The organism is Deinococcus hopiensis KR-140 (genome assembly GCF_900176165.1).
Classification (GTDB): Bacteria; Deinococcota; Deinococci; order Deinococcales; family Deinococcaceae; genus Deinococcus; species Deinococcus hopiensis.
Genome location: NZ_FWWU01000009.1, coordinates 1,099,913 through 1,120,042, shown reverse-complemented (window position 1 = coordinate 1,120,042; position 20,130 = coordinate 1,099,913). Strand labels below are relative to the sequence as shown.

The 20,130-nt window shown below is 67.3% G+C and carries 16 protein-coding genes, 2 tRNA genes and 1 other RNA gene; 11 read left to right on the top strand and 8 right to left on the bottom strand.

Going from position 1 to position 20,130, the window contains the following annotated elements:
• Positions 1-17: 17 nt before the first annotated feature.
• Positions 18-2,288 carry a RelA/SpoT family protein gene (locus B9A95_RS18985; RefSeq protein ID WP_084050830.1) on the bottom strand — a complete coding sequence of 757 codons (2,271 nt, stop codon included), beginning with the start codon at positions 2,286-2,288 and terminating at the stop codon, positions 18-20.
• A gap of 165 nt (positions 2,289-2,453) precedes the next feature.
• Between B9A95_RS18985 and B9A95_RS18980 the strand changes: the two genes are divergently transcribed.
• Together B9A95_RS18980 and B9A95_RS18975 are read left to right on the top strand one after the other, a co-directional pair.
• Positions 2,454-3,125: a TetR/AcrR family transcriptional regulator gene (locus B9A95_RS18980; RefSeq protein WP_084048721.1), complete on the top strand. Its 672-nt coding sequence runs from the start codon at positions 2,454-2,456 to the stop codon at positions 3,123-3,125.
• A 94-nt stretch (positions 3,126-3,219) separates the two neighbouring features.
• On the top strand, positions 3,220-3,972 hold the full coding sequence (locus tag B9A95_RS18975; protein WP_084048720.1) for an alpha/beta hydrolase: 753 nt from the start codon (positions 3,220-3,222) through the stop codon (positions 3,970-3,972).
• Between the two features lie 330 nt (positions 3,973-4,302).
• On the opposite strand, the gene B9A95_RS36360 is transcribed toward B9A95_RS18975, so the two are convergent.
• Entirely contained in the window at positions 4,303-5,655 is a 1,353-nt protein-coding gene (locus B9A95_RS36360) for a 3-oxoacid CoA-transferase (RefSeq protein WP_084048719.1), read from the bottom strand.
• Complete coding sequence (locus B9A95_RS18965; RefSeq protein WP_084048718.1) at positions 5,652-6,932, bottom strand: thiolase family protein; 1,281 nt, start codon at positions 6,930-6,932, stop codon at positions 5,652-5,654. Before B9A95_RS18965 ends, B9A95_RS36360 begins: the two co-directional genes overlap by 4 nt.
• 205 nt (positions 6,933-7,137) lie before the next feature.
• Here B9A95_RS18965 and pgi point away from each other — a divergent pair, with 205 nt between their 5' ends.
• Positions 7,138-8,793, top strand: a complete 1,656-nt coding sequence (gene pgi / locus B9A95_RS18960) for a glucose-6-phosphate isomerase (protein WP_084050829.1) — start codon at positions 7,138-7,140, stop codon at positions 8,791-8,793.
• 480 nt (positions 8,794-9,273) lie between these two features.
• On the opposite strand, the gene B9A95_RS18955 is transcribed toward pgi, so the two are convergent.
• On the bottom strand, positions 9,274-10,359 hold the full coding sequence (locus B9A95_RS18955; RefSeq protein WP_084048717.1) for a GTP pyrophosphokinase: 1,086 nt from the start codon (positions 10,357-10,359) through the stop codon (positions 9,274-9,276).
• 77 nt (positions 10,360-10,436) lie between these two features.
• On the opposite strand from B9A95_RS18955, the gene B9A95_RS18950 reads away from it, so the two are divergent.
• From B9A95_RS18950 to B9A95_RS18940, 3 genes are read left to right on the top strand one after another with little or no spacing between them, the layout of a single operon-like run.
• Complete coding sequence (locus B9A95_RS18950) at positions 10,437-10,757, top strand: hypothetical protein (protein WP_084048716.1); 321 nt, start codon at positions 10,437-10,439, stop codon at positions 10,755-10,757.
• Positions 10,754-12,202, top strand: a complete 1,449-nt coding sequence (gene pdxR / locus B9A95_RS18945) for a MocR-like pyridoxine biosynthesis transcription factor PdxR (RefSeq protein WP_084048715.1) — start codon at positions 10,754-10,756, stop codon at positions 12,200-12,202. Before B9A95_RS18950 ends, pdxR begins: the two co-directional genes overlap by 4 nt.
• Before the next feature lie 45 nt (positions 12,203-12,247).
• Positions 12,248-12,625, top strand: coding sequence for a hypothetical protein (locus tag B9A95_RS18940; protein WP_084048714.1), 378 nt, complete (start codon positions 12,248-12,250; stop codon positions 12,623-12,625).
• A 93-nt stretch (positions 12,626-12,718) separates the two neighbouring features.
• Here the strand turns inward: B9A95_RS18940 and rpsT are convergent, their stop codons facing one another.
• Complete coding sequence (gene rpsT / locus B9A95_RS18935; RefSeq protein WP_084048713.1) at positions 12,719-12,991, bottom strand: 30S ribosomal protein S20; 273 nt, start codon at positions 12,989-12,991, stop codon at positions 12,719-12,721.
• Between the two features lie 225 nt (positions 12,992-13,216).
• Between rpsT and B9A95_RS18930 the strand changes: the two genes are divergently transcribed.
• From B9A95_RS18930 to B9A95_RS18915, 4 genes are all read left to right on the top strand, one after another.
• Entirely contained in the window at positions 13,217-13,756 is a 540-nt protein-coding gene (locus B9A95_RS18930) for a RecX family transcriptional regulator (RefSeq protein ID WP_084048712.1), read from the top strand.
• 91 nt (positions 13,757-13,847) lie between these two features.
• Positions 13,848-13,924: transfer RNA gene (locus B9A95_RS18925), tRNA-Pro, on the top strand.
• A gap of 93 nt (positions 13,925-14,017) precedes the next feature.
• Positions 14,018-14,725 (top strand): metallophosphoesterase, encoded by a 708-nt coding sequence (locus B9A95_RS18920; RefSeq protein WP_084048711.1) that lies wholly within the window; start codon positions 14,018-14,020, stop codon positions 14,723-14,725.
• A gap of 64 nt (positions 14,726-14,789) precedes the next feature.
• Positions 14,790-15,692 carry a hypothetical protein gene (locus B9A95_RS18915; RefSeq protein ID WP_084048710.1) on the top strand — a complete coding sequence of 301 codons (903 nt, stop codon included), beginning with the start codon at positions 14,790-14,792 and terminating at the stop codon, positions 15,690-15,692.
• Positions 15,693-16,187: 495 nt separating this feature from the next.
• On the opposite strand, the gene B9A95_RS18910 is transcribed toward B9A95_RS18915, so the two are convergent.
• Both B9A95_RS18910 and B9A95_RS18905 read right to left on the bottom strand, forming a co-directional pair.
• A tRNA-Lys gene (locus B9A95_RS18910) sits at positions 16,188-16,263 on the bottom strand.
• Between the two features lie 397 nt (positions 16,264-16,660).
• Positions 16,661-16,930 (bottom strand): hypothetical protein, encoded by a 270-nt coding sequence (locus B9A95_RS18905; RefSeq protein ID WP_084048709.1) that lies wholly within the window; start codon positions 16,928-16,930, stop codon positions 16,661-16,663.
• 169 nt (positions 16,931-17,099) lie between these two features.
• Here B9A95_RS18905 and ssrA point away from each other — a divergent pair.
• Positions 17,100-17,530: a transfer-messenger RNA gene (gene ssrA / locus B9A95_RS18900) on the top strand.
• Positions 17,531-18,396: 866 nt separating this feature from the next.
• On the opposite strand, the gene B9A95_RS18895 is transcribed toward ssrA, so the two are convergent.
• Positions 18,397-19,686, bottom strand: a complete 1,290-nt coding sequence (locus B9A95_RS18895) for a replication initiator protein A (RefSeq protein ID WP_084048708.1) — start codon at positions 19,684-19,686, stop codon at positions 18,397-18,399.
• Positions 19,687-20,130: the final 444 nt, after the last annotated feature.

The following is a 20,130-nucleotide window of genomic DNA, read 5'->3' as shown; positions in this document are numbered from 1 at the left end:
TCGGCCCGCTGCCCCGGCTATGCGCTCGCCCGCCCCCGTCCGCCCCGGCCCAGGCGCAGCACGTCGGTCACGCCCGGCACGCGCCGGATGACGCTCTTCAGGCCTTCCAAGTCCGTTTGCCCGGTCACGGCAAAGCGCAGGTGGATGTGGGCGGTGCTGTCGGCATTGACGCCCGCCTCCACCTTCATGGGGCTGCGTTTCTCGGCGGCCAGCACGCCCAGCACGTCGGCAAGCAGACCCGAGCGGTCCGGGGCCACCACGTCGAGGTCCACGATGGTGCCGCCCGGCGTGCCCGAGTCCCAGGAGGCCGCCACGCAGCGCTCGGGCTCGTCTTTCAGCAGGCGGATCATGTTGGGGCAGTCGATGCGGTGGACGCTGACCCCACGGCCCCGGGTCAGGTAGCCCATGATCTGGTCTCCCCGGATGGGGTGGCAGCACTGCGAGAGCTTGGTGTTCGTGCTGAAGCCCTCCACGTACACGCCCCCCGGCGCGGGCGTCTGGGGCGACGGCCCACGGCCGCGGGGCACTGACACCGCAGCGGCCTCCTGCGCGAGGCTGGGGGAGAGCACCTTGCCCACCGCGCTCGGGGTCAGCTTGCCGGCGTGCAGGGCGAGGTACAGGTCATCCGGGTTGCGCGTGCCCACCAACTTCTGGGTGACCTCTTCCAGCAGTTTGGTGCGCATCAGCTGCCGCACGGGCAGGTGCCGCTTGCGCAGGTACCGCTCCAGCAGGTCGTGACCGCGTTCCAGCGCTTCCTCGCGCTCCTGCTGCCGGAAGTGGTGGCGGATCTTGGCGCGGGCCGAACGGGTCACAGCGAAGTTGAGCCAGCCCTGGCTGGGCTTGCTGTTCTTGCTCGTCACAATCTCCACCATGTCGCCGTTGTCCAGCTTGTGACTCAGAGGCACGATAGAGCCGTTTACCCGCGCGCCCACGGTGGTTTCCCCGATGCGGGTATGGATGTGGTAGGCGAAGTCGATGGGCGTGCTGCCCACCGGCAGGCTGATGGCCAGGCCCTTGGGCGTGAACACGCGCACCCGCTGCGAGAGAATGTCGGTCTTGACGGCGTCGAGGTAATCGGAGGCGTCGTTGATCTCGTCTTGCAGCTCACGCAGCTGGCTGATCCAGTTCTCGCGGTCACGCTGCGCCAGCGTACTGCCCTGCTTGTACATCCAGTGGGCCGCCACCCCGTACTCGGCCACCTCGTGCATCCGTCGAGAGCGAATCTGCACCTCGATGGGCTGCCCGCTTTGGCTGATCACGGTGGTGTGCAGGCTCTGGTAGCCGTTGGGCTTCGGCACCGCGATGTAGTCTTTGAAGCGCCCCGGCAGCGGCGTCCACATGGAATGCACGATGGACACGGTGTGGTAGCAGATGCGTTTCTCGCGCGTCTCCTCGGCCCGCTCGCGGCGCTTCTCGTCGGTCCCCGGCGGCACGACGAGTTCCTTCGGCGTCAGAATCACGCGGATGGCGAGCAGGTCGAAAATCTGCTCCAGCGTCTTGCCCTCCTTCTGCATCTTGTTGTGGATGCTCCAGAGGTGCTTGCTGCGCCCCGAAATGTCGATGTCGCGCACCCACTCGGGCAGTTCGAGGTCGTCTTCGAGCCCCTCACGCAGTTGCAACACCGCCCGCTGGATCAGGGCGTCGCGCTCCTCCTGGCGGGTGCGCAACCGGCTTTGCAGGTAGGCGTAGGCGTCAGGCTGGAGGTAACGGAAGGCGAGGTCTTCGAGTTCCCACTTGATGCGCCCGATGCCGAGGCGGTGGGCGAGCGGCGCGAAGATCTCCATCGTCTCGCGGGCGATCCGCTGCTGCTTTTCCGGCTTCATCGAGCCGAGCGTGCGCATGTTGTGCAGCCGGTCCGCGAGCTTGACCACGATAATGCGGATGTCGCCCGTCATGGCAATCAGCATCTGGCGCAGGTTCTCGGCCTGAATGTCACGGCCCGTGTCGCGCACTTCCGCCTGCTGGCTCCCCTGCTTGGAGAGCTTGGAGACCTTCGTCTCGCCCTCCACGATGCGGCGCACATCTGGCCCGAACTGCTCCTCAATCTGCTCGAAGGTCACGCCGTCCACGTCCTCCACGGTGTCGTGGAGCAGCCCGGCAAGCAGGCTGTCGGTGTCCATGCCCAGCTTGGCGAGGATGACCGCCACCGCGACGGGATGGGTGATGTACGGCTCGCCGCTCTTGCGGTTCACCCCGGCGTGCGCGTCCCGCGCGAACACGTAGGCCTGCTCCACCCGCTCCCGTTCCTGGACGGAGCGGGACGCGAGCAGGAGGCGGAGTTGTTCCATGCCGTGTTCGGACTCGGGTTGTGGGGGGACCTGCACGGGGGGCAGCATAGCGCCTGGAGCGCGCGAACAAAGGTGAACGTTCTCTATAGGAGCGGGCCTGCACCCCCACCTCCCCCACACCCGGGGGGACTGGGAAGGGCGGTTCCCGGACGCTACGCTGTAAGGGTGAAGGTAGACCGCCACGAGCAGGACGACGCCCGGCGCGAGCGCATCGCCCGGGCGGCCTTCGAGCTGTTCGCCCGCTCGGGTCTGGAGGGTACAAGCGCCGCCGACATCGCCCGCGCTGCATTCGTCAGCCGCACCAACCTCTACCGCTACTACCCCAGCAAGGTGCATATGCTGCTCGCCCACTTCGAGCGCACCGTGCGCGACACGCACGATGAGGCCGTGCGCCGGCTGCACGCCGGGGTTTCCCCACAGGTCGTGTGGGGCCTCGTGACGGCGCGGATGGCGGACCTCGGCGTGCGCTACCGCCACCTCGTGGGCGCGGTGGGCAGCGCGGTGCTGGGCGCACGGCACGGGGGAAGTGGGTCCGAGAAAGAGGACGAGGACAGCGGCCTGCCCACCGCGGCGGCCCTGGTGACCCTGGTGGAGCCCGTGATCGTCGCCATGCGCGATAGGGGCGCGTTGCGCGACGGGGTAAACACCCACCTGCTTAGCGCGCTGCTGGTGGACGCGTGCCTGTTGGCGCTGCTGCACGGCGGCCACCGCGATCAGCGCGAGGTGTTGCGCGACTGGCAGGACCGTTTCTCGCTGTTGCTGCACGGCGCGCTGGCGCCAGGCGTGAGCGCAGCGTCGGCGGAGGGGGCGCGGCCGAGTGGGTTGGAGGAGCGGTAGGAGGGCAGCCAGCCACTGGCTTCCAGCCCCAGCAAAACCTGGGTTCGGAAACGCGGCCACGAATGGGGTGAAAGCCAGGCCGTAGCCTCGGGGCATGGTCCGCCTGCCTTCCATTCAGCTTCAGGATGAAACCCGGGTGTCCGGTGGAACGCGGGTCCACCTGATCCTCAACGTGGAGGGGGAGGCTGTCTCCGCCGTGCTGCTGCGCCCTGAAACTCCAGCGGGAGCGGCGGCCCTCCTGCTGCACGGCCTGTCCTCGCGCGGCGCGGTGATGGCTGGGGAAGTAGGGCAGGTGCTGCTGCGCCGGGGTGTGGCGTCTCTCTCGCCCGATCTGCCGCTGCACGGTTCGCGGGGCAACCCGCTGGAGCTTCAGGGCGTTCGCAATCCGCTGGAGGTGGCCCGGTTGTGGAGGCTGGCCCTGCGGGAAGCCGAGGCGGGGGCGGCCTTCCTGCGCTCCCTGGAAGGTGGCGGGGCCCGGCACCTCGGCGTGGTGGGCTACTCGCTGGGTTCGTTCCTGGCGCTGACCCTCGCCGCCCGGATGCGCGAATTGGACGCGGTGGTCCTCGCTGCCGGAGGCGACTTGCCCGTGGGGACACCCCTGACCACCCTCGCCCGAACGCTGGTGGACCCGGTACGCGCCGTTCGGCACCTGCGGGGCCGTCCCCTCCTGATGCTCAATGGACGGGCGGACCCCGTCATCCGCCCCGATCAGGCCGAACGCCTCTTCGCCAACGCTCAGGAGCCGAAAGAACTGCGCTGGTGGAACGGCGGACATACGCCGAGTGCGGGCGCGATTGATGGGGCGGCGGCGTGGCTGGCGGCGGAGCTGTCAGCGCTCAGCCGTTAGCGGAAGAGCAGCCGAAGCCTTTGCCCCTTTCCAGAATCTGGACTGGAGCGGGACGGCAACTCCCACCCTTGCAGCCGGAGAACTTACAAGGATTCCGGTTCATCCTTGATGAAATCACGGGCCGATCCAAGCGGACGCGCAACGCTGCGCGGCACAGAAGGCGGGAAAACGGTGACGCAGAGGCGCGGAAATCACCGGAGCGGACGGAACGCATGACCCGGAAACCGTATCAGCCCTGGGCCCTTTGGGCCGCCATGCCCGGGGACGTCAAATGGGGAGAACTGCCGTCAGCGCCGGAACATGGGCGGGCACACCGAGCGAGGCCCAACCTCAACCCACCGCCACCCGCTCGGCAAACCGCGCCCCCGTCAATGCCCGAATCTCCTCCAACGTCGCTCCCGGCATCAATTCCGTCAGCGTCAGCACGCCGTCCACGAACTCGAAGACGGCCTTGTCGGTAATGACCATGTTTACGTTGCCCCGCGCGGTCAGCGGCAGCGTGCATTCGGCAACGATCTTCGGCGTGCCGTCCGGGTCTGTGTGCGTCATCGTGATAATCAGCCGCTTCGCCCCACTCGCCAGGTCCATCGCCCCACCCACGCCGAGGAGCGGCTTACCGGGCACCGCCCAGTTCGCCAGGTTCCCCGCCTCGTCCACCTGAAGGCCGCCCATCACGGCCACATCCACATGACCACCCCGAATCATGCCGAAGGAGTCGGCGGAATCGAAATAGCTCGCGCCGGGCAGCGCCGTCACGGGAATCTTGCCCGCGTTCACCGGATACTCCATCGCTCCGCCGTCCTCAGGTGCGGGACCGACGCCCAGCATGCCGTTTTCAGTATGGAGGTTGACCCCGTGCTCGGGCGTGATCAGGTCCGCCACCAGCGTCGGAATGCCGATGCCGAGGTTCACCACGTCCCCGCGCCGAAGTTCCCTCAGGGCGCGGCGGGCCATATGCGTCCGCGCCCCGTCCACCTTCCTCGCGCCGCCCCTCACGCTGGCGCTCGATCCCAGGTCTTCCGGCGTGAGGCGCGCCTGCACGAGGTAGTCCACGTACAGCCCCGGCGTGTGGACGTGTTCAGGGGCGATCTCCCCGACTTCCACGATCTCCTCCACCTCGGCCACCACGAGGTCTGCCGCCGTCGCCATCCCGCGGTTGAAGTTCTGCTCGGTCAGGCGGTACTGGAGGTTCCCCGACCGGTCCGCGCGCCACGCCCGCACGAAGGCGACGGTGCCCCGCAGGGCGGGAACGAAGATCATTTCGCGCCCGTTCAGCACGCGCGTATCCGTGCCCTCGGCCAACACGGTTCCGGCGGCGGTGGGCGTGTAAAAGCCGCCCAGCCCCGCGCCACCGGCCCGCAAGGCTTCGGCGAGCGTGCCCTGGGGCAGCAACTCGACTTCCAGCGTGCCCGCTTGATAGGCCTTCACCGCCTCAGGGTTGGAGGTGAAGTACGAGCCGACCGCCTTGCGAAGCTGCCCGTTGCGCAGGAGTCGCCCCCCGCTCAGGCCCGGCTCAGAAACGTTGTTGGCGATGTAGGTCAGGTCACGGGTCGGCAGCTCTGCCAGCGCGTGCATGAGGTGAACGGGATTGCCCGTCATGCCGAAGCCACCGACGAGGAGGGTATCGCCGTTCCTGACGAGCGCGGCGGCTTCCTGCGCCGAGATGATCGGAACGGTCTTCACGCCTGTACCCGCTCGATCAGGGCCGCCTCGCCCTGGCCCACACCGACGCAAAGAGACACCACGCCGTAGCGGCCCTCTCGGCGCCGGAGTTCGTGCGTCAAGGTGGTGACCAGCCGCGCGCCGCTCATGCCCAGGGGATGCCCGAGGGCAATGGAGCCGCCGTGGATGTTGAGGCGGCTGTGGGGCACGTTCAGCTCACGCATACAGGCGATGGCCTGGGCAGCGAACGCCTCGTTGATCTCCACGAGGTCCACGTCGGCCAACTGCATGCCGAGCCGTTTCATCAGCTTGCGAACGGCGGGCACCGGACCGAGGCCCATCACGCGGGGATCAACGCCCGAGACCGCCGCGCCCACCCAGCGCGCGAGCGGCCTTACGCCCAGTTCCCGCGCCCTCTTCGCGCTCATCAGCACCAGGGCCGCCGCCCCGTCGTTCAGGCCGCTGGCGTTGCCCGCCGTGACGCTGCCCCCCTTGCGAAAGGCCGGTTTTAAGCCCGCCAGCGTGGCCTCATCCGTGGCGAGGGTGAAGGCGTCGCCGTCCCGCTTGTAGCGGGGATGCTCGTCGGTGTCGAAGACCGTCACGCCTTTCTTGCCCTTGACCTCCACGGGCACGATCTCGTCCTTGAACACGCCCCTGTTCAGCGCCTCCACCACCCGGCGCTGGGATTCCAGGGCGAACGCGTCCTGCTCCTCGCGGGTGATCTCGCCGCCCGCGATGTCCCCGGCACGGCTGCGCTCCACGATGTTCTCGGCGGTTTCCCCCATGGCTTCGAGAGGAAACAGTTCGGCCATCGCGGGGTTGGGAAAACGCCAGCCCAGCGTCGTGTCGTAGGTGGTCACATTGCCGTTGCCGAAGGCCTGCGCCTGCTTGGGCATCACGAGGGGCGCGCGGGTCATGCTCTCCACCCCGCCCGCGACGTAGATATCGCCGTCGCCGTTGCGGATGGCGCGGGCCGCCGTATTGATGGCCGAGAGGCCCGAAGCGCACAGGCGGTTGACCGTCAAGCCGCCCACGTCATGCGGCAGGCCCGCGAGCAGGGCGGCCATGCGGGCCACGTTGCGGTTGTCCTCGCCTGCCTGGTTGGCGCAGCCGAGGATGACTTCCTCGATTTCCTCCACGGGTACGCCCGAGCGGATCACCGCCTCGCGTACCACAAAGGCAGCGAGGTCATCGGGCCGGACGGAGGACAGAGAACCGCGAATGGCCCCCACGGGCGAACGGACGGCGGAGACGATGACCACATCGCGGTCTTGCAGCGGGCGGGCAGGTTGGGACATGGGGAATTTTCCTTTCGTGGAAGGGCAAAAGCAGGAAATGACAGCGACAATCATTCAAGCGCTCCCCCGGTCCGCTTTTCCAGACGTACGGCCTGTCATTTGGAACGTACGACTTCTCAAGTGTGAGGTGAGAGGGTCTTTTGGGCCTCTTCACGTCTGGATACCCGCTCAAGAGAGCCCACGGGCCATTGGTATGCTCCGCCACATGAGCGAGTTTCCTTCCGCACGGCTTCCACTGACGCAGCTTCCCGCCTGGCAGGCGCTGAAGGTGCATTTCGCGGAGGTTGAGAACCTTGAACTGCGCGGCTTATTCGCCCAGGACGCAGCGCGCGGCGAGCGCATGACGGCCGAGGGAGCGGGGCTGTACCTCGACTACTCCAAAAACCGGGTGACGGACGAGACGCTGCGCCTGCTCCTGCAACTCGTGCGAGAGGCGGGCGTAGAGGCGCGGCGGGATGCGATGTTTGGCGGGGAGCGCATCAACGTGACCGAGAACCGGGCGGTGCTGCACACGGCCCTGCGGGCTCCACGCGGCGCGACCGTCCAGGTGGACGGGCAAAACGTGGTCCCCGACGTGCAGGAGGTGCTGGACCGCCTCTCCGACTTTGCGCAAGGTGTGCGGGCCGGAACGTGGACGGGCAGCACGGGCAAACCCATCCGCAACATCGTGAACATCGGCATCGGCGGCTCGGACCTCGGCCCGGTGATGGCCCATGAGGCCCTCAAGCACTACGCGGACCGGAACCTCACCTTGCGCTTCGTGTCCAACGTAGACGGCACGGACCTCGTGGAAAAGACGCGGGACCTGAACCCGGAGGAAACGCTCTTTATCGTCTCCTCCAAGACCTTCACCACGCAGGAGACGATGGCGAACGCCCGCAGCGCCCGTGTATGGCTGCTCGCCGGCCTGGGCAAGGTGCAGGACGAGAACGCCACCATCGCCAAACACTTCGTCGCCGTGAGCACCAACGCCACCGAGGTGTCTACGTTTGGCATCGACACCGCCAACATGTTCGGCTTCTGGGACTGGGTGGGCGGACGTTACTCCATGGACAGCGCCATCGGCCTGTCGCTGATGATCGCCATTGGGCCTGAGGGCTTCCGCGAGTTGCTGGCAGGCTTTCACGACATGGACGAGCACTTCCGCACCGCGCCGCTGGAGGAGAACCTTCCCGTGCTGCTGGGCGTGCTGGGCGTGTGGTACCGCAACTTCTTCGGCGCGCAGACGCACGCCGTCTTGCCCTATGACCAATACCTCGCCTACTTCCCGGCGTACCTGCAACAGCTCGATATGGAGAGCAACGGCAAACACGTGACCCTGACGGGCGAACACGTGAACTACGACACCGGCCCTGTGGTGTGGGGCCAGCCCGGCACCAACGGCCAGCACGCCTTTTACCAGCTGATCCACCAAGGCACGGCGCTGATTCCCTGCGATTTCCTGGGCTTCTGCCAAACGCTCAACCCCCTGCCACCCCACCATGACCTCTTGATGGCGAACGTGTTCGCCCAGACCGAAGCCCTCGCCTTCGGCAAGACGCTGGAGCAGGTGCAGGCCGAGGGCGTGGGCGCCGACCTTGCCCCCCACCGCGTCTTCGAGGGCAACCGCCCCACCAACACCCTGCTCGCGGACCGCCTGACGCCACGCGTCCTGGGCGCGCTGATCGCCCTGTATGAGCACAAGGTCTTCGTGCAGGGCGCGATCTGGAACATCAATTCCTTTGATCAGTGGGGCGTGGAACTCGGCAAGGTGCTTGCGGGCAAGATCGTGCCCGAGCTCCAGGCAGAGGGCGAGCCGGAGCTGGGGCACGATTCGAGCACGAATGCGCTGATCCGGCGGTACCGGGCGCGGCGGGGGTAGGGGTAAGGGTTGGCGCGCCCGGCACGCCCTCTTCCCCTGGCTTCGCCGGGCCCTCGCTCCTGCGGAGCTCTGCGGGGCCCGCGAGGGAAGGGGGTCAGGAAATGAGGCCGGAACAGCCGGTCGAGGCCAAAAAGCGTTCGCCTTCTCCAAATTTCTGGAGCGGGGTGCCCACGCCCGCCCTTCAGGCCCAAGAACTCCGCCCAGGTCCGAGGCCTTGCGCGAGAACTGCTCGCGAGACAGGAACAAGGGTGAGGCGGAAAGCGCCAAAGACGCCCTTGGAGCACTTGTGCAAATGGCGCCGTGAGGAGTGACCCTCCACCCACGGCGCCATTCTCCCCAATGTGCCTTCAGGCTCGGTCAAAAAGAAGTCCGCACTTTGACACCTGCTCCAAACGCTTCTGCCCAGCGCAGGGCTGCGCCCCTGCCCCCTCTGCTTCGCAGCTTTGCGGGTCTGGGGCGGGGAAAACCGGGAAAAGACACCTAACCCCCCGCCTTCCCCACCACCTCCGCATACACCGCCCTCACGGTCCCCGCCATCTCCTCCACCGTCTCCGAACCGCTCAGGTCCAGCACCTCCACCACCCGCCCTGGGTCCAGACTGGCATTGGCGCAGGCCCGCAACAGCACGTACTGCACGACGCTGATACCAGGCCGCAGCCCCCCGATGGGGGCCCACAGCTGCGGCAACCTCCGCATCACTTCCGCGCCAAACCGCTCGATCTCCACCGTGTGCCGCGCCAGTTCCTTTTGCAGCAGTCCCACCGAGTGCACCCCGGCGTAATGCAGCAGGCTGGCGATCCGCTGCGGGCGCTCCGGATCGGCCCAGCCGGTCAACAGGGGAATCTTCAGGATGCCGGAAAGCCGCAGGTCCATCCCGTGAATGGGGGGCACGCCGAGCAGGTAGGTCATGCTCTGGGCATCGATAAACACGCTGTCTGGCCCTTCCTTTAGCCGGGCAGGCAGGGTAGCCGCGTAGTCGCCGCTGAGGCGGTGCAGCACCATGAATTCCTCGTCGGCCATCTCCAGCAGGCCCGCCAGTCGGTAAAAGCGGCGGCGGACCTCGCGGGGCACGGCCTGGGGGTTCTTATACCCGAGGTCATGCTCGATCTCGGCCCAGGCATGCTGGAGGATGGAGCGAATCTGCACCTCGTAGCGCGTTCCGGCAAGCGCGGGCACGAGGTCTGGCTCGGCCCGCAGGACGTAATGCACCCCCATGTACCCGAAGCGGTCGGGGTCGTGCATCCGCGACTTGTCCATGCTGTTGTCCCAGTCGACGACGTGATGGGCTTCCATCAGGCGGGCTACCACGTCCACGTCGTCCGCGAAGTAGGTGATGACGCGCACGCCCACGAGGTCCGTCACGTCGGTGAGGGTGTCGTAGCGGCCCGGCTTGCGCCTCAGCTTGTCGGCCAGGCTCAGGGGCCGCTTGACCCGTCCGGTCACGTGGTGAATGTTCAGCCCCTGCCGGGTCAGCAGTTCGGTGACGTGCCGCACCACCGCGTCCCGCAGCGTCTCGTACTCCGGCAGGGTCTCGCGGTACGCCCGCACCAGCGCGTCACTGTCCATGAGAAGGCATGATAAGCGCCCGGGCCACCTCCCCGCCGCGCACTTTCAGGTGAGGTGAAACGGGGCATCCTGTCCGCATGACTGACCCCCTATCCTGTGCCGTGACCTTTCCCGCTCCCGGCCGCATTCCCTACCCTGGCGGCTGCGTGCTGGAACCCGGTCCCTACGCGCTGGACTACCTGCTGAAGTGGCGGGCAGACGTAACGGTGGCGGGGCAAGTCCACCGAGATACACCCGTCTTTCCCTTGCTGCGCGAACTGCTCTCGGATCCGGGAAAGTATGGCCTGACCCACGCACAGGCCGGGGAAGCCCGGGACCGCTTTCTCACGCTGGCGGGGCAGGCCCTCGCCGCCGAGGGCGGCCAGCCCACGTGGCTGGAGCGCGAGTTCAAGCGTTGACGGACGGCCTGGGACCGCTTCGCGACGCGTTGCCCGGCGAAGCCCTGCACGCCCGCGTCACCCGAACACTCCGGGAAGCCATTCTGGCGGGGCACCTGCCCGAAGGCACCCGCCTGCCCGGTCACCGCGCCCTCGCCGCGCAGCTCGGCGTGTCGCGCAACACGGTGGTGGACGCACTCGGCCAGTTGCAGGCCGAGGGGTACGTCCACGCGAGTACCCGCAGTGGCACGCGGGTGGCCGTGCCCGGGGCCACCTTCCCATCTACCACGACCCAGCCTCCAGATACGCCCCTGCCGCTCAGCGCCTGGGCCACGCGCGCCCTCGCCGGACACGTGCCCGATGCGGGGGGCGGCTACGAGGTGGACTTCCGGGTGGGGCAACCGGTGCCTGAGCTGTACCCGGCGGGCGCGTGGGCGCAGGCCCTGGCGCGTCAGGCCCAGGCCGCCGCGCAGGGCACCGCGCGTCCCTCCGGTCTGGAAGCCGAACTCGGGCCGCTGGAAACCCGGCGCGCGCTGGCCGCCTACCTCAATGCCGAACGGGGGGCGCGGGTCACCCCCGACATGGTGATGCTGACGGGGGGCACCCAGGCGTCCCTGGACGCGCTGGCCCGGCTCTTTCTGGAAGAGGGCCGGGTGGCGGCGCTCGAAGACCCAACGTACCCGGGGGCGCGGGCAGCGCTGAGCGCGACGGGCGCGGCCCTCTGGCCCGTACCGGTGGACGCGGGTGGCCTGAATCCGGCCGGCCTGCCCTTTGCCGCCACGCTGCTCTACCTCACCCCCGGCGCGCAGTACCCCACCACCGTGGCCCTGCCCGCCGCACGGCAGGCGGAAGTGGTGGCCTGGGCGCGGAGCGCAAACGCCCTGCTGCTCGAAGACGACTACGCCGCCGACCTACACCACGCTGGGCGGCCCCCGGCGGCCCTCCAGGGCCTGGCCCCCGAACGGGTGATCTTGCTGGGATCGTTCAGCAAGAGCCTCGCGCCCGTCACCCGCAGCGGTTACCTGGTGGCTCCAGCCCCGGTTATCCGGGTGCTGGCCGGAACACGCCCGCTGACCGACCGCGCCCCCGCCACCCTGGACGCCCTGGCCCTGGCCGACGTGCTCGCCTCAGGGGCCTATGCCCGGCACCTGCGCGGCGCGCGTCAGGCCATCGCTCACCGCCACGAGGTGCTGCGCTCTGCCCTGCAGGTCCGCCTTCCCACCTGGCAGCTCACCCCAACCCGGGCGGGCCTGCACCTGCACGTCACCCTGCCCGCCGGACTGGATGAGGCGGCGGCCGTCCTCGGCGCAGCCGGGGCTGGGGTGGCGCTGACGCCAGCCTCTCCCCTCGCCCGGCTGGTTCGCCCCCCGGCGGTGCTGCTCGCCTTCGCTCACCTGCCGCCGGAACAACTGCGCGAAGGGGTGACGCGGCTGGCGCGGATGTTTGGCAGGCCGGCACCAACGTGAAGAACCGGACAGGCCCCCTCCGCCGCCGGGCGCTACACTGGGAGAGTGAGGTTGGTTTTCCTGGTCGTGATCGCAGCCGCCGTGCTGCTGTACTTCACCGTTGGCCTGCGTCTGGGCTACGTGACCCTGATGCCCACCCAGCTCTACAACGCGAATGGACAGAACCATTACGGCTTCGAGGCCTTCGAGGACAACCAGAGCGTCGGCGTCACCGGCACCTGCCGGGTACGTGAGGGCCGCGCCGTGCTGCGGCTGCTCGATCCCTCGGGCAAGCAGGTGGCGACGCAGACCTGCGTTCCAGGCGTGTGGTCCCTGCAACTGACGGGCTACGGCCAGCAGGGCTTTTACAAGCTCTACATCAACTTTGACCGGTACACCGGCGTGATGGACCTCAATGAATCGCGCAACACGGTCAAACGCTAACGCCGCCCCAAATCAAGTTCCCCCAGGGGAACGAAAGGGACCAAACGGAAAGCCACCCCCGTACTGGAGGTGGCTTCGTCGCCGCGCCTGAATTCAGGCCTGCTGCGCGGCCGCGGCCTTGTTGATGGCCTTGGCGAGGCGGCTCTTCTTGCGGGCTGCGGCGTTCTTGTGCAGGGTGCTGCCCTTGGCGGCCTTGTCAATCAGGCTCTCGGCTTTGCGCTGCATCTCGGCGGCGTTCTCGCCTCCGGCAGCGGCAACGGCCTTCTTGGTAAAGGTCTTGATGGTGCTCTTGCGGCTGCGGTTGATCAGGCGGCGCTTGAGGCTCTGGCGGTGACGCTTCTGGGCGGACTTGTGGCGAAGGGCCATGTGAGTACTCCTTCTCCCGCAGGTGCGGGGCGGTTCCCACCCCAGTCTGGGGAGGAACGCGATGCGCCGAAAGATGGGCCCATCAACTGGGCCCATCAACTGGGCTCGGACGGCGCGGCACGGCCACCGCAGCGTGCGGGGCGTGGCGTCCCACCCGGAGATGGGACAACCTGAAGAGTGTACCGGCTGGGAGGCGATCAGCGCAAGCGGCATACTTGGAGGGTGATGGAAAGAGACGGAGAAGGCGGCCCCCGGCAGAGCGAGCAGGAGCGGCAAAAAGCCCGCGACGACCTGCTGGCCTACGCCTTCCGGGCGCTGGCGGGCCGGGCGCTGACGGAGGCCGAGCTGCGAACCCGCCTGCTGCGCCGCACGGACGACCCAGCCTTGGCCGCCGAAGTGCTCGCCCGGGTACAGGAACTGGGCTATCAGAACGACGAAGCGGTGGCCCGCGCCGAGGGCCAGCGGGGCGGGGTGGGCGGCTTCCGGGTACGCCAGACCCTCAAGCGCCGGGGGGTGGCCGAGGAGCTGATCGAGGACACCCTCGCTGCCCGCGATCCCGAGGCCGAGCGCGAAGCGGCCGTTGCCCTGCTGGAGCGCCGCTGGACCGCCCTCTCGCGCAAGCGCGACCCCCGCGCCAGCGCCTACGCCTTTCTGGCCCGGCGCGGCTTTGGTGGAAGCGCGATCTGGGCCGCCATCCGCGAGGTGGGCGCCCGGCTGGGCGGGGCTGCCGGGGACGTCCCGGACGCGGAGTTCGAACTGGAGTAGGCGTGGGCGTGGGCGCGCTTGACACCCCCCAGGGGGCCGCGTAGACTACCGGGCGCACGGGAGGGCCCCCTTCCCGCTTGCCGTGGTCGGGCGGGGCGTAGCGCAGCCTGGTAGCGCACGTCGTTCGGGACGACGGGGTCGGAGGTTCGAATCCTCTCGCCCCGACCACAAGGGCCTCCCCCCGCGGGAGGCCTTGTTCGTTGGTGTTTCCTCCCCTGCTGGCCCGCCGCCCGGGGGAAATGCTCTACCGTGGAGGGTGCCATGCGTGTGTTTGCCATCGCCGACCTGCACCTCGCCACCGTGACGCCCAAGCCGATGACGGTTTTCGGGCCAAACTGGGCGGGACACCCGGAGGCAATTTTTACGCGTTGGCGCGAGGAGGTGCGTCCAGATGACCTCGTGCTGCTGCCGGGCGACCTGTCGTGGGCCATGCGCCTGCCTGACGCCCTGACAGACCTCGCGCCGGTGGCCGAATTGCCCGGCACCAAGGTGCTGCTGCGTGGCAACCACGACTACTGGTGGACGAGCGTGGGCAAGCTGCGCGCGGCCCTGCCGCCCGGAATGCTGGCCCTGCAAAACGACGCCGTGCGGGTGGGGAGCGTCGTGGTGTGCGGCTCACGCGGCTGGCTGACGCCGGGGCACGAGCCCCTCTCGGGGGATGATGGGCGGCTGCTGCTGCGCGAGGCCGAGCGGCTGAAGATGAGCACCCAGGCGGCGGCTCGGCTGCGGCAGCCCGGCGACCACCTCATCCTGATGCTGCATTATCCGCCGGCCAGCCCGCCGTATCCGCCCAATCCCTTGACGGCGGTGATCGAGACTGCGCGGCCGGACTTGGTCGTGTACGGCCACCTGCACGGCGTGCCGCCCGAGCGGGCCCTGCGGCAGGTGGGCGATATTCCCGCCTGCCTGGTGGCGGCCGACAGCCTGAAGTTTCGGCCCAGGCTGCTGCTCGATACAGATCAAGCCTGAACCTTTGCCCGGGCGTCTCCGGGAACACGCGGGCTTGCCGCTATGCTGGAGCCGGAGGGCAGGCTTGCAGGATTCGGAGAAAATTCAAGACCGGCTGGTCGCTGACCGCAAGGTGCGGGCGGTGGCCCAAGCCGGCAGCCACGGCACGGAAGAAGCCTGGACGGGCAGCCAGCCCACTTTTGTGGCCTTCGAGCGGGGCCTGCTCTCGCCACTCACCGAGATGCGGCTCGGCGTAAAGGTGCAGCGCTACCCCTTCGAGAAGCTCGAAGCCTGGCGCGACTGGGAGACGGCGCGCGAGGAAGCGCCCATCGCCCTGCTCGCCACCAGCCGCGTGGTATACGACCCCACCGGAAATTTCGGCCGCATTCAGCGCACCCTCTGGAACCTGAATGCCGAGCGCCTCGCGGCGCACCGCGAGGACCTCCTGAACCAGGCTGCGGCGCGGCTGGACGCAGCCCGGCGGGCCTACACCGGCCCCGGACACGGCGCGCAGGAACAGTTGTTGGCCCTGGCCGAAGCCCGGCAAGTGGCCGTGAGCCTCCTCTATCCGGCCCTGCTGACCCACATCCACCGCTGGCCGGAGTTCGAGATCCGGTTGCCCCACGCCTGGCACGTGTCGGCCGGGCTGCGCTTTCCCAAGGCGGTGTATCACCTCGACGGTCTGTACGGCTTTGGCGGCGAGGCCGAGGCACGCCGGGTACTGCTCGCTACGCGGGGACTGGGACTGGTGGAGCAGGAAAAGCGCGCCCGCGCGGCCTTTCAAAGCGGCTACTACGATGGAGCGGTGCGCTACCTGCGCGACGAGACGGCCCGTACCCACCGTGCGGACCTGGAGCGCTGGACCTACCTTTCGAGCGCCCGCCGCGACAAGCTGGGCGTTTTGATGGGCGTGACGCTCAGCCCCCTGGGCCCCGCCGCGCTGGCGCTGACCGGCGAAGTGCTGGCCGACGCACGCGAAGGCCGCTAAGCCAGGGGGTTGGCTCCCCGGAGGCGGAGCGTTGATTTCCCACCCTCTGAGCAGCCATGGAGGGCGATGGAGCAGAGGTACCGGGACGCAGCAGCTCTCCCCGAGAAGAAACGAATGGTCTGAGGAGGCCCCATCCCAATCCAGCATGCCCACCTCGCCTACGGCGGGCGCTCCCGGGGTGGTGGCGAGAAGCAGGAGAACGGACGGGAAAGAGGCGTGCGGCACAGCCCGGCCTCAGGCACGCCGCCTTCTTTCCCAGCGCGCCGCGCTGCCACCTGCGGCCCCGCCCCGTTCCTCGTACCCAACGCCACAAACTTCACCGCCTCCCAACCCGTAGGGGGGAGGGGGAGGCCCGGCCACCGAGCTCTGCCCCTCCTTCTGCAGGTGCAGCTCCTGAGCTTGCTCAAATGGCGGGGTTGAGACGCGGTGGCCCTATGGGCGACGTCAACGTAAGCAGATCAAATGAAAAGACCCCGGCTGGGCCGAGGTCTTTCTTGGTGGGACGTGTAGGACTTGAACCTACAACCCGCTGATTAAAAGTCAGCTGCTCTACCGATTGAGCTAACGTCCCCAGGGTGGATATGCCCGATTTTTTGCCTCTGCACGTGCTCGGGCCCTCGTGGCTGGAGCACTATAGCCAGTCGTGCAAGGGATTGCAAGGCGTGAAGAGCGGCTGATCGTCGCCAGCAAGTTGCTACCAGCTGGGCTCCTGCCTCACACACCCTTACGAGGGACTTTGCTCAAAAGCGGTCGAGCTTGCCTGAATCAGTGGGTGGCCACAGGCGCGGAGACCGGGGCAAGAGGCTGGCAACAGGCGCAGGGCGTGGTGCCGCTTGGGCGCTGGCGGTCTCCACCCTGTGCTGCAGGGTTGAGGGATGACTCTCCCCGTACCCCGCGCCACAGGTGGGGATCAGGGGAATTTCAGTCGTCCCTGAGGATCGCTCCCCGTGCTCTCGATCTGGATGCAACTACACACTGGAATCAATCCTCAAATGGGTCTCCACAACTGCTCTTTGGTTGACATGGGAGTCGGCGGGAGCCTGGGCGAGCAGTTCAGAGGCAAGGCGTTTCCAGGGAATGATGTTCACCCGAGCAGCTTTGCCCAACGCGAGCTGACGCGACGGGGGCCGCCCCGACGCGTCGGGCAGAGGGACACTTTTCAGGGCAGAGTCGGCACCAAATGGCGCAGCGATCACGGTGATGCGGTCGACGAGGGCCGTCAGGAGAGATTTCCACACTGGACAGATCTCTCCTCAGGCCTGGCAGGGGAGCTCAGTGATGATCGGCGCTCCCCCGAAGACCCCATTTATCCAATCAAGCCACTTTGTAACAATCACCTCAATGATGTATGGTCGCTATGATAAATTTAGTCCCCCAATAGGGATAACCTACTGGGGAAGCAGTGATGGGGGTGACCCGGTTTCGACAGGGGTTGCAGACCATGAAGCAGCGAGCCGGGGCGCCCAAGGCCTCGTTAACAATGGGCAACGCCTTTAACTGGCAACCAGAACTACGCTCTCGCGGCTTAATCGCCATGAGCACTGCGCAGAGCTTGGCCTTTTGGCTTTGATGCGGTGAACCTAAAAAAGGCTGCCCCGCTCCGGGGCGAACACCAAGCGGACATCGCCGCACCTCAGGTGCCCCGAGACCCCGCGGAAGTGACGGAGATGCGCTGAAGCTGCTGCCCTGACAGCCCAGCAAAGATCCCAAGGGCCAAGCGTGCGGGGCCTTCCCACTGGGGAACTGCACGACGGAAATCCAATTAGATGGGAACGCTCGTAGGACAGCTGAACGCGAAGAGCCTTTGGACGGCGGTTCGACTCCGCCCACCTCCACCAACAGCCCCCAGGTGAAAGCCTGGGGGTTCTCCTCTGCCTGGACTCGCCTCAACTTCAGCCCCGCATTGCTCGCGGCTGCCTCCGGAGCCTGCCACACTTGAAACGGTGCGGGACTCGACGACAGCGCCTGCACGTCGACCACCGTGAAAGGCGTCAGCACCTCAGGCAAGGCCGCAACCAGATCCGCTTGATGGGTCAGACGCAGGCTCACTTCGCGCGTGATCCGTCTACTCCCCCGGCGCCCCCGCACGTGCGCATCAGTGAGCTCACTATGGGCCGTGGCGGGCAGGCGCAACCTCTCGCGGCCAAGAGAGGCCAGCTGGTGTGCCCGTCCCTGATGCGCACTCTCCCGGGGATTCCAGACGCACTTCAGCGCCGTTCCCCGGCGTTCAGCGATGGCCAGGGTCTTCGCGCTCAGGTTCTGCAGGTCCGGCCGGACTCCCTCTGGCCAGCGCCCCTCCGGACTCTGGCCGGAACAGATCCACCAGGCTGCTGGCATCCGTGTGCACAAGAAGCTGATCGCAGACAGGTCCATGCGCTACTGCCACCTTCACCGCGTACGCCTCGACTGACATCGACTCCCGCGTGTTCACATCTCCAAAAAGACGGTACGCAGGCTCTCCAGGAAAGTACGCACCCCATGCACCGCGTCCATCCGGCCCCACGGCCCCGTCTGCAAATACGTGGGGCGTCACCGCGCAACTCTATAGCCCGTGCCAGGTTCACCGATCGTCGTGCCAGCCACTGGTGCCCGGAGATAAGCCAGTGGTTGTCCGGACCGCAGCTTGGCCGCTTACCTGCCGAAGCGAGTGGCCCCATTCCAGGAAAGCGGCACCTGCTCAGAGTCGGCCTGTCCCCCAGAAACCTTAGAGCGGCGTGCCCAGCATTACAGCAGTGAACGCCAGGGCTTCTTCTCTGGGCCTGACCGAGAGCGCGTGAATCAGCGCCGGGAGGCCCTCCGGGGGCAGGTTCTCCAACGCTTGAGCGGCGGCACCAGACAAGGGGCGGTTCAGCTTGACCCGCAGCAGAGCACGCAGGGTCTGGGCAGGGTCGATCGGCACGTCGACTTCTGCCGGGGCTGCTCTGGGTGTGACCGGCTTGCGAGGGAGGCGCGCAACAACGGGCTTCTGAAGCTGAGGCGAGTAATCCCACTTCTGAGGATTTTTGATGGCGTCCACCACTGCCGAAGGCACAGACCTGGGCTTCCAGCCCTGCTGAATGCGGTGCTCGACCGCGTGAATCGCCGGGAGGATGCGCTCCGGGTAGTCCGCTGAAGGTGTGGCCGCAACGCTGGAAATCACGCCACGCCGCTGAAGTTGCTCCACCAGTTCAGGGCGGGCAGCGGAGCGGAAGCGGTAGGTGAGCGTGCGGCTGCCTCCCCGCCCCCCGTCTTCGACCACTGAGAGGTACTCCTCCTCAATCAACCGCTCGTGCGCTGCGTCAAGCCCCCGCAACACGGTGTCCATGCGTCCATTGATCCCACAGGCCAGCAGCCAGTCGCGCAAGTTGACGCGCATCTCCTGGGCCAGTTGATCCCCACGGATGCGGTGAGCGGCCAGACAGCGGTACAGCGCGCGGCTCGGGCTGCTGCCCAGGCGCATCATCAGGTCACCGTCCAGAATCTGGTACAGCCCGTCGCGAATCAGTGATGCGAACGTGGTCGTGAACACCACGTCAATCAGTGAATCCGGGCTGACCTGAACGCCCACCGTATCGGAAAGCTGCGCGTCGTCATCGAGCCACAGGTCCGAAATCAGTCCCGTCGAAACTGTGCGGCTCTCCGCTTTCGCTCCGCCCCCCTGCCAGCGCGCCGTCATCTCCCAGCGGACCGAGGCCAGGCGGAGCACGCCTTCGCGCAAGCGGACGTAATCCTTGCTGGAGCGCGACAGCCCCACCATGCCAATCAGCACCCCCGGGGGAACACGCAGGCGGTTGTTCTCCGGACAGCCCGCCCGGAAAAAGAGCGTTTGCAACGCCACGAGGATGTCACCGTCGAGTCCGTATGGCCTTCCCCGGTGGGCATGCCCCGCCACGGCGTACCACACGCCATTGGCCTCAAACTCCGCCATCCACTCCTTTTCCCTGGGCGCTGCCTGTGAAGCGCTCACAATGCCGGCGCGGGCCAGGTCCAGTTCGCTGATGCGCGGGTTCTGCATTACCTGATTGTAATCAACTCCAAAAGATCCCTTTTGATTTGATGATCAATCAAAGGAGTGGGTATACGCCGTTCTGGAGGTACTTATACAACCTGTATTCCGCACTTTCCCCGCGCGAATACCGCACTTTGCCCGCAAAAGGACCGCACTTTCCCCGCGTGGCAAGCTGCCAGAACGCCCGATTCGAACCCTGGATACACGGGGAAAGTACGTCGAACCGGCGGGGAAAAGGTGTCGGCTCCACGGGTAAAGTGCGTGACTCGCGCGGGGAAAACACGTGGGTCGCGCGGGTAAAGTGCGGTATTCGCCCCTCTTCCCCTCCGGGCCAGCGCTGCGCCCGACCCCTCCACCGCCTGGCGGACAGCACGCAAGTCGCGCCCATGGCAGGATGACCAGCGACCATGCTGACCTATCAGACGGGAGACGCGACCAGACCCACTGGCA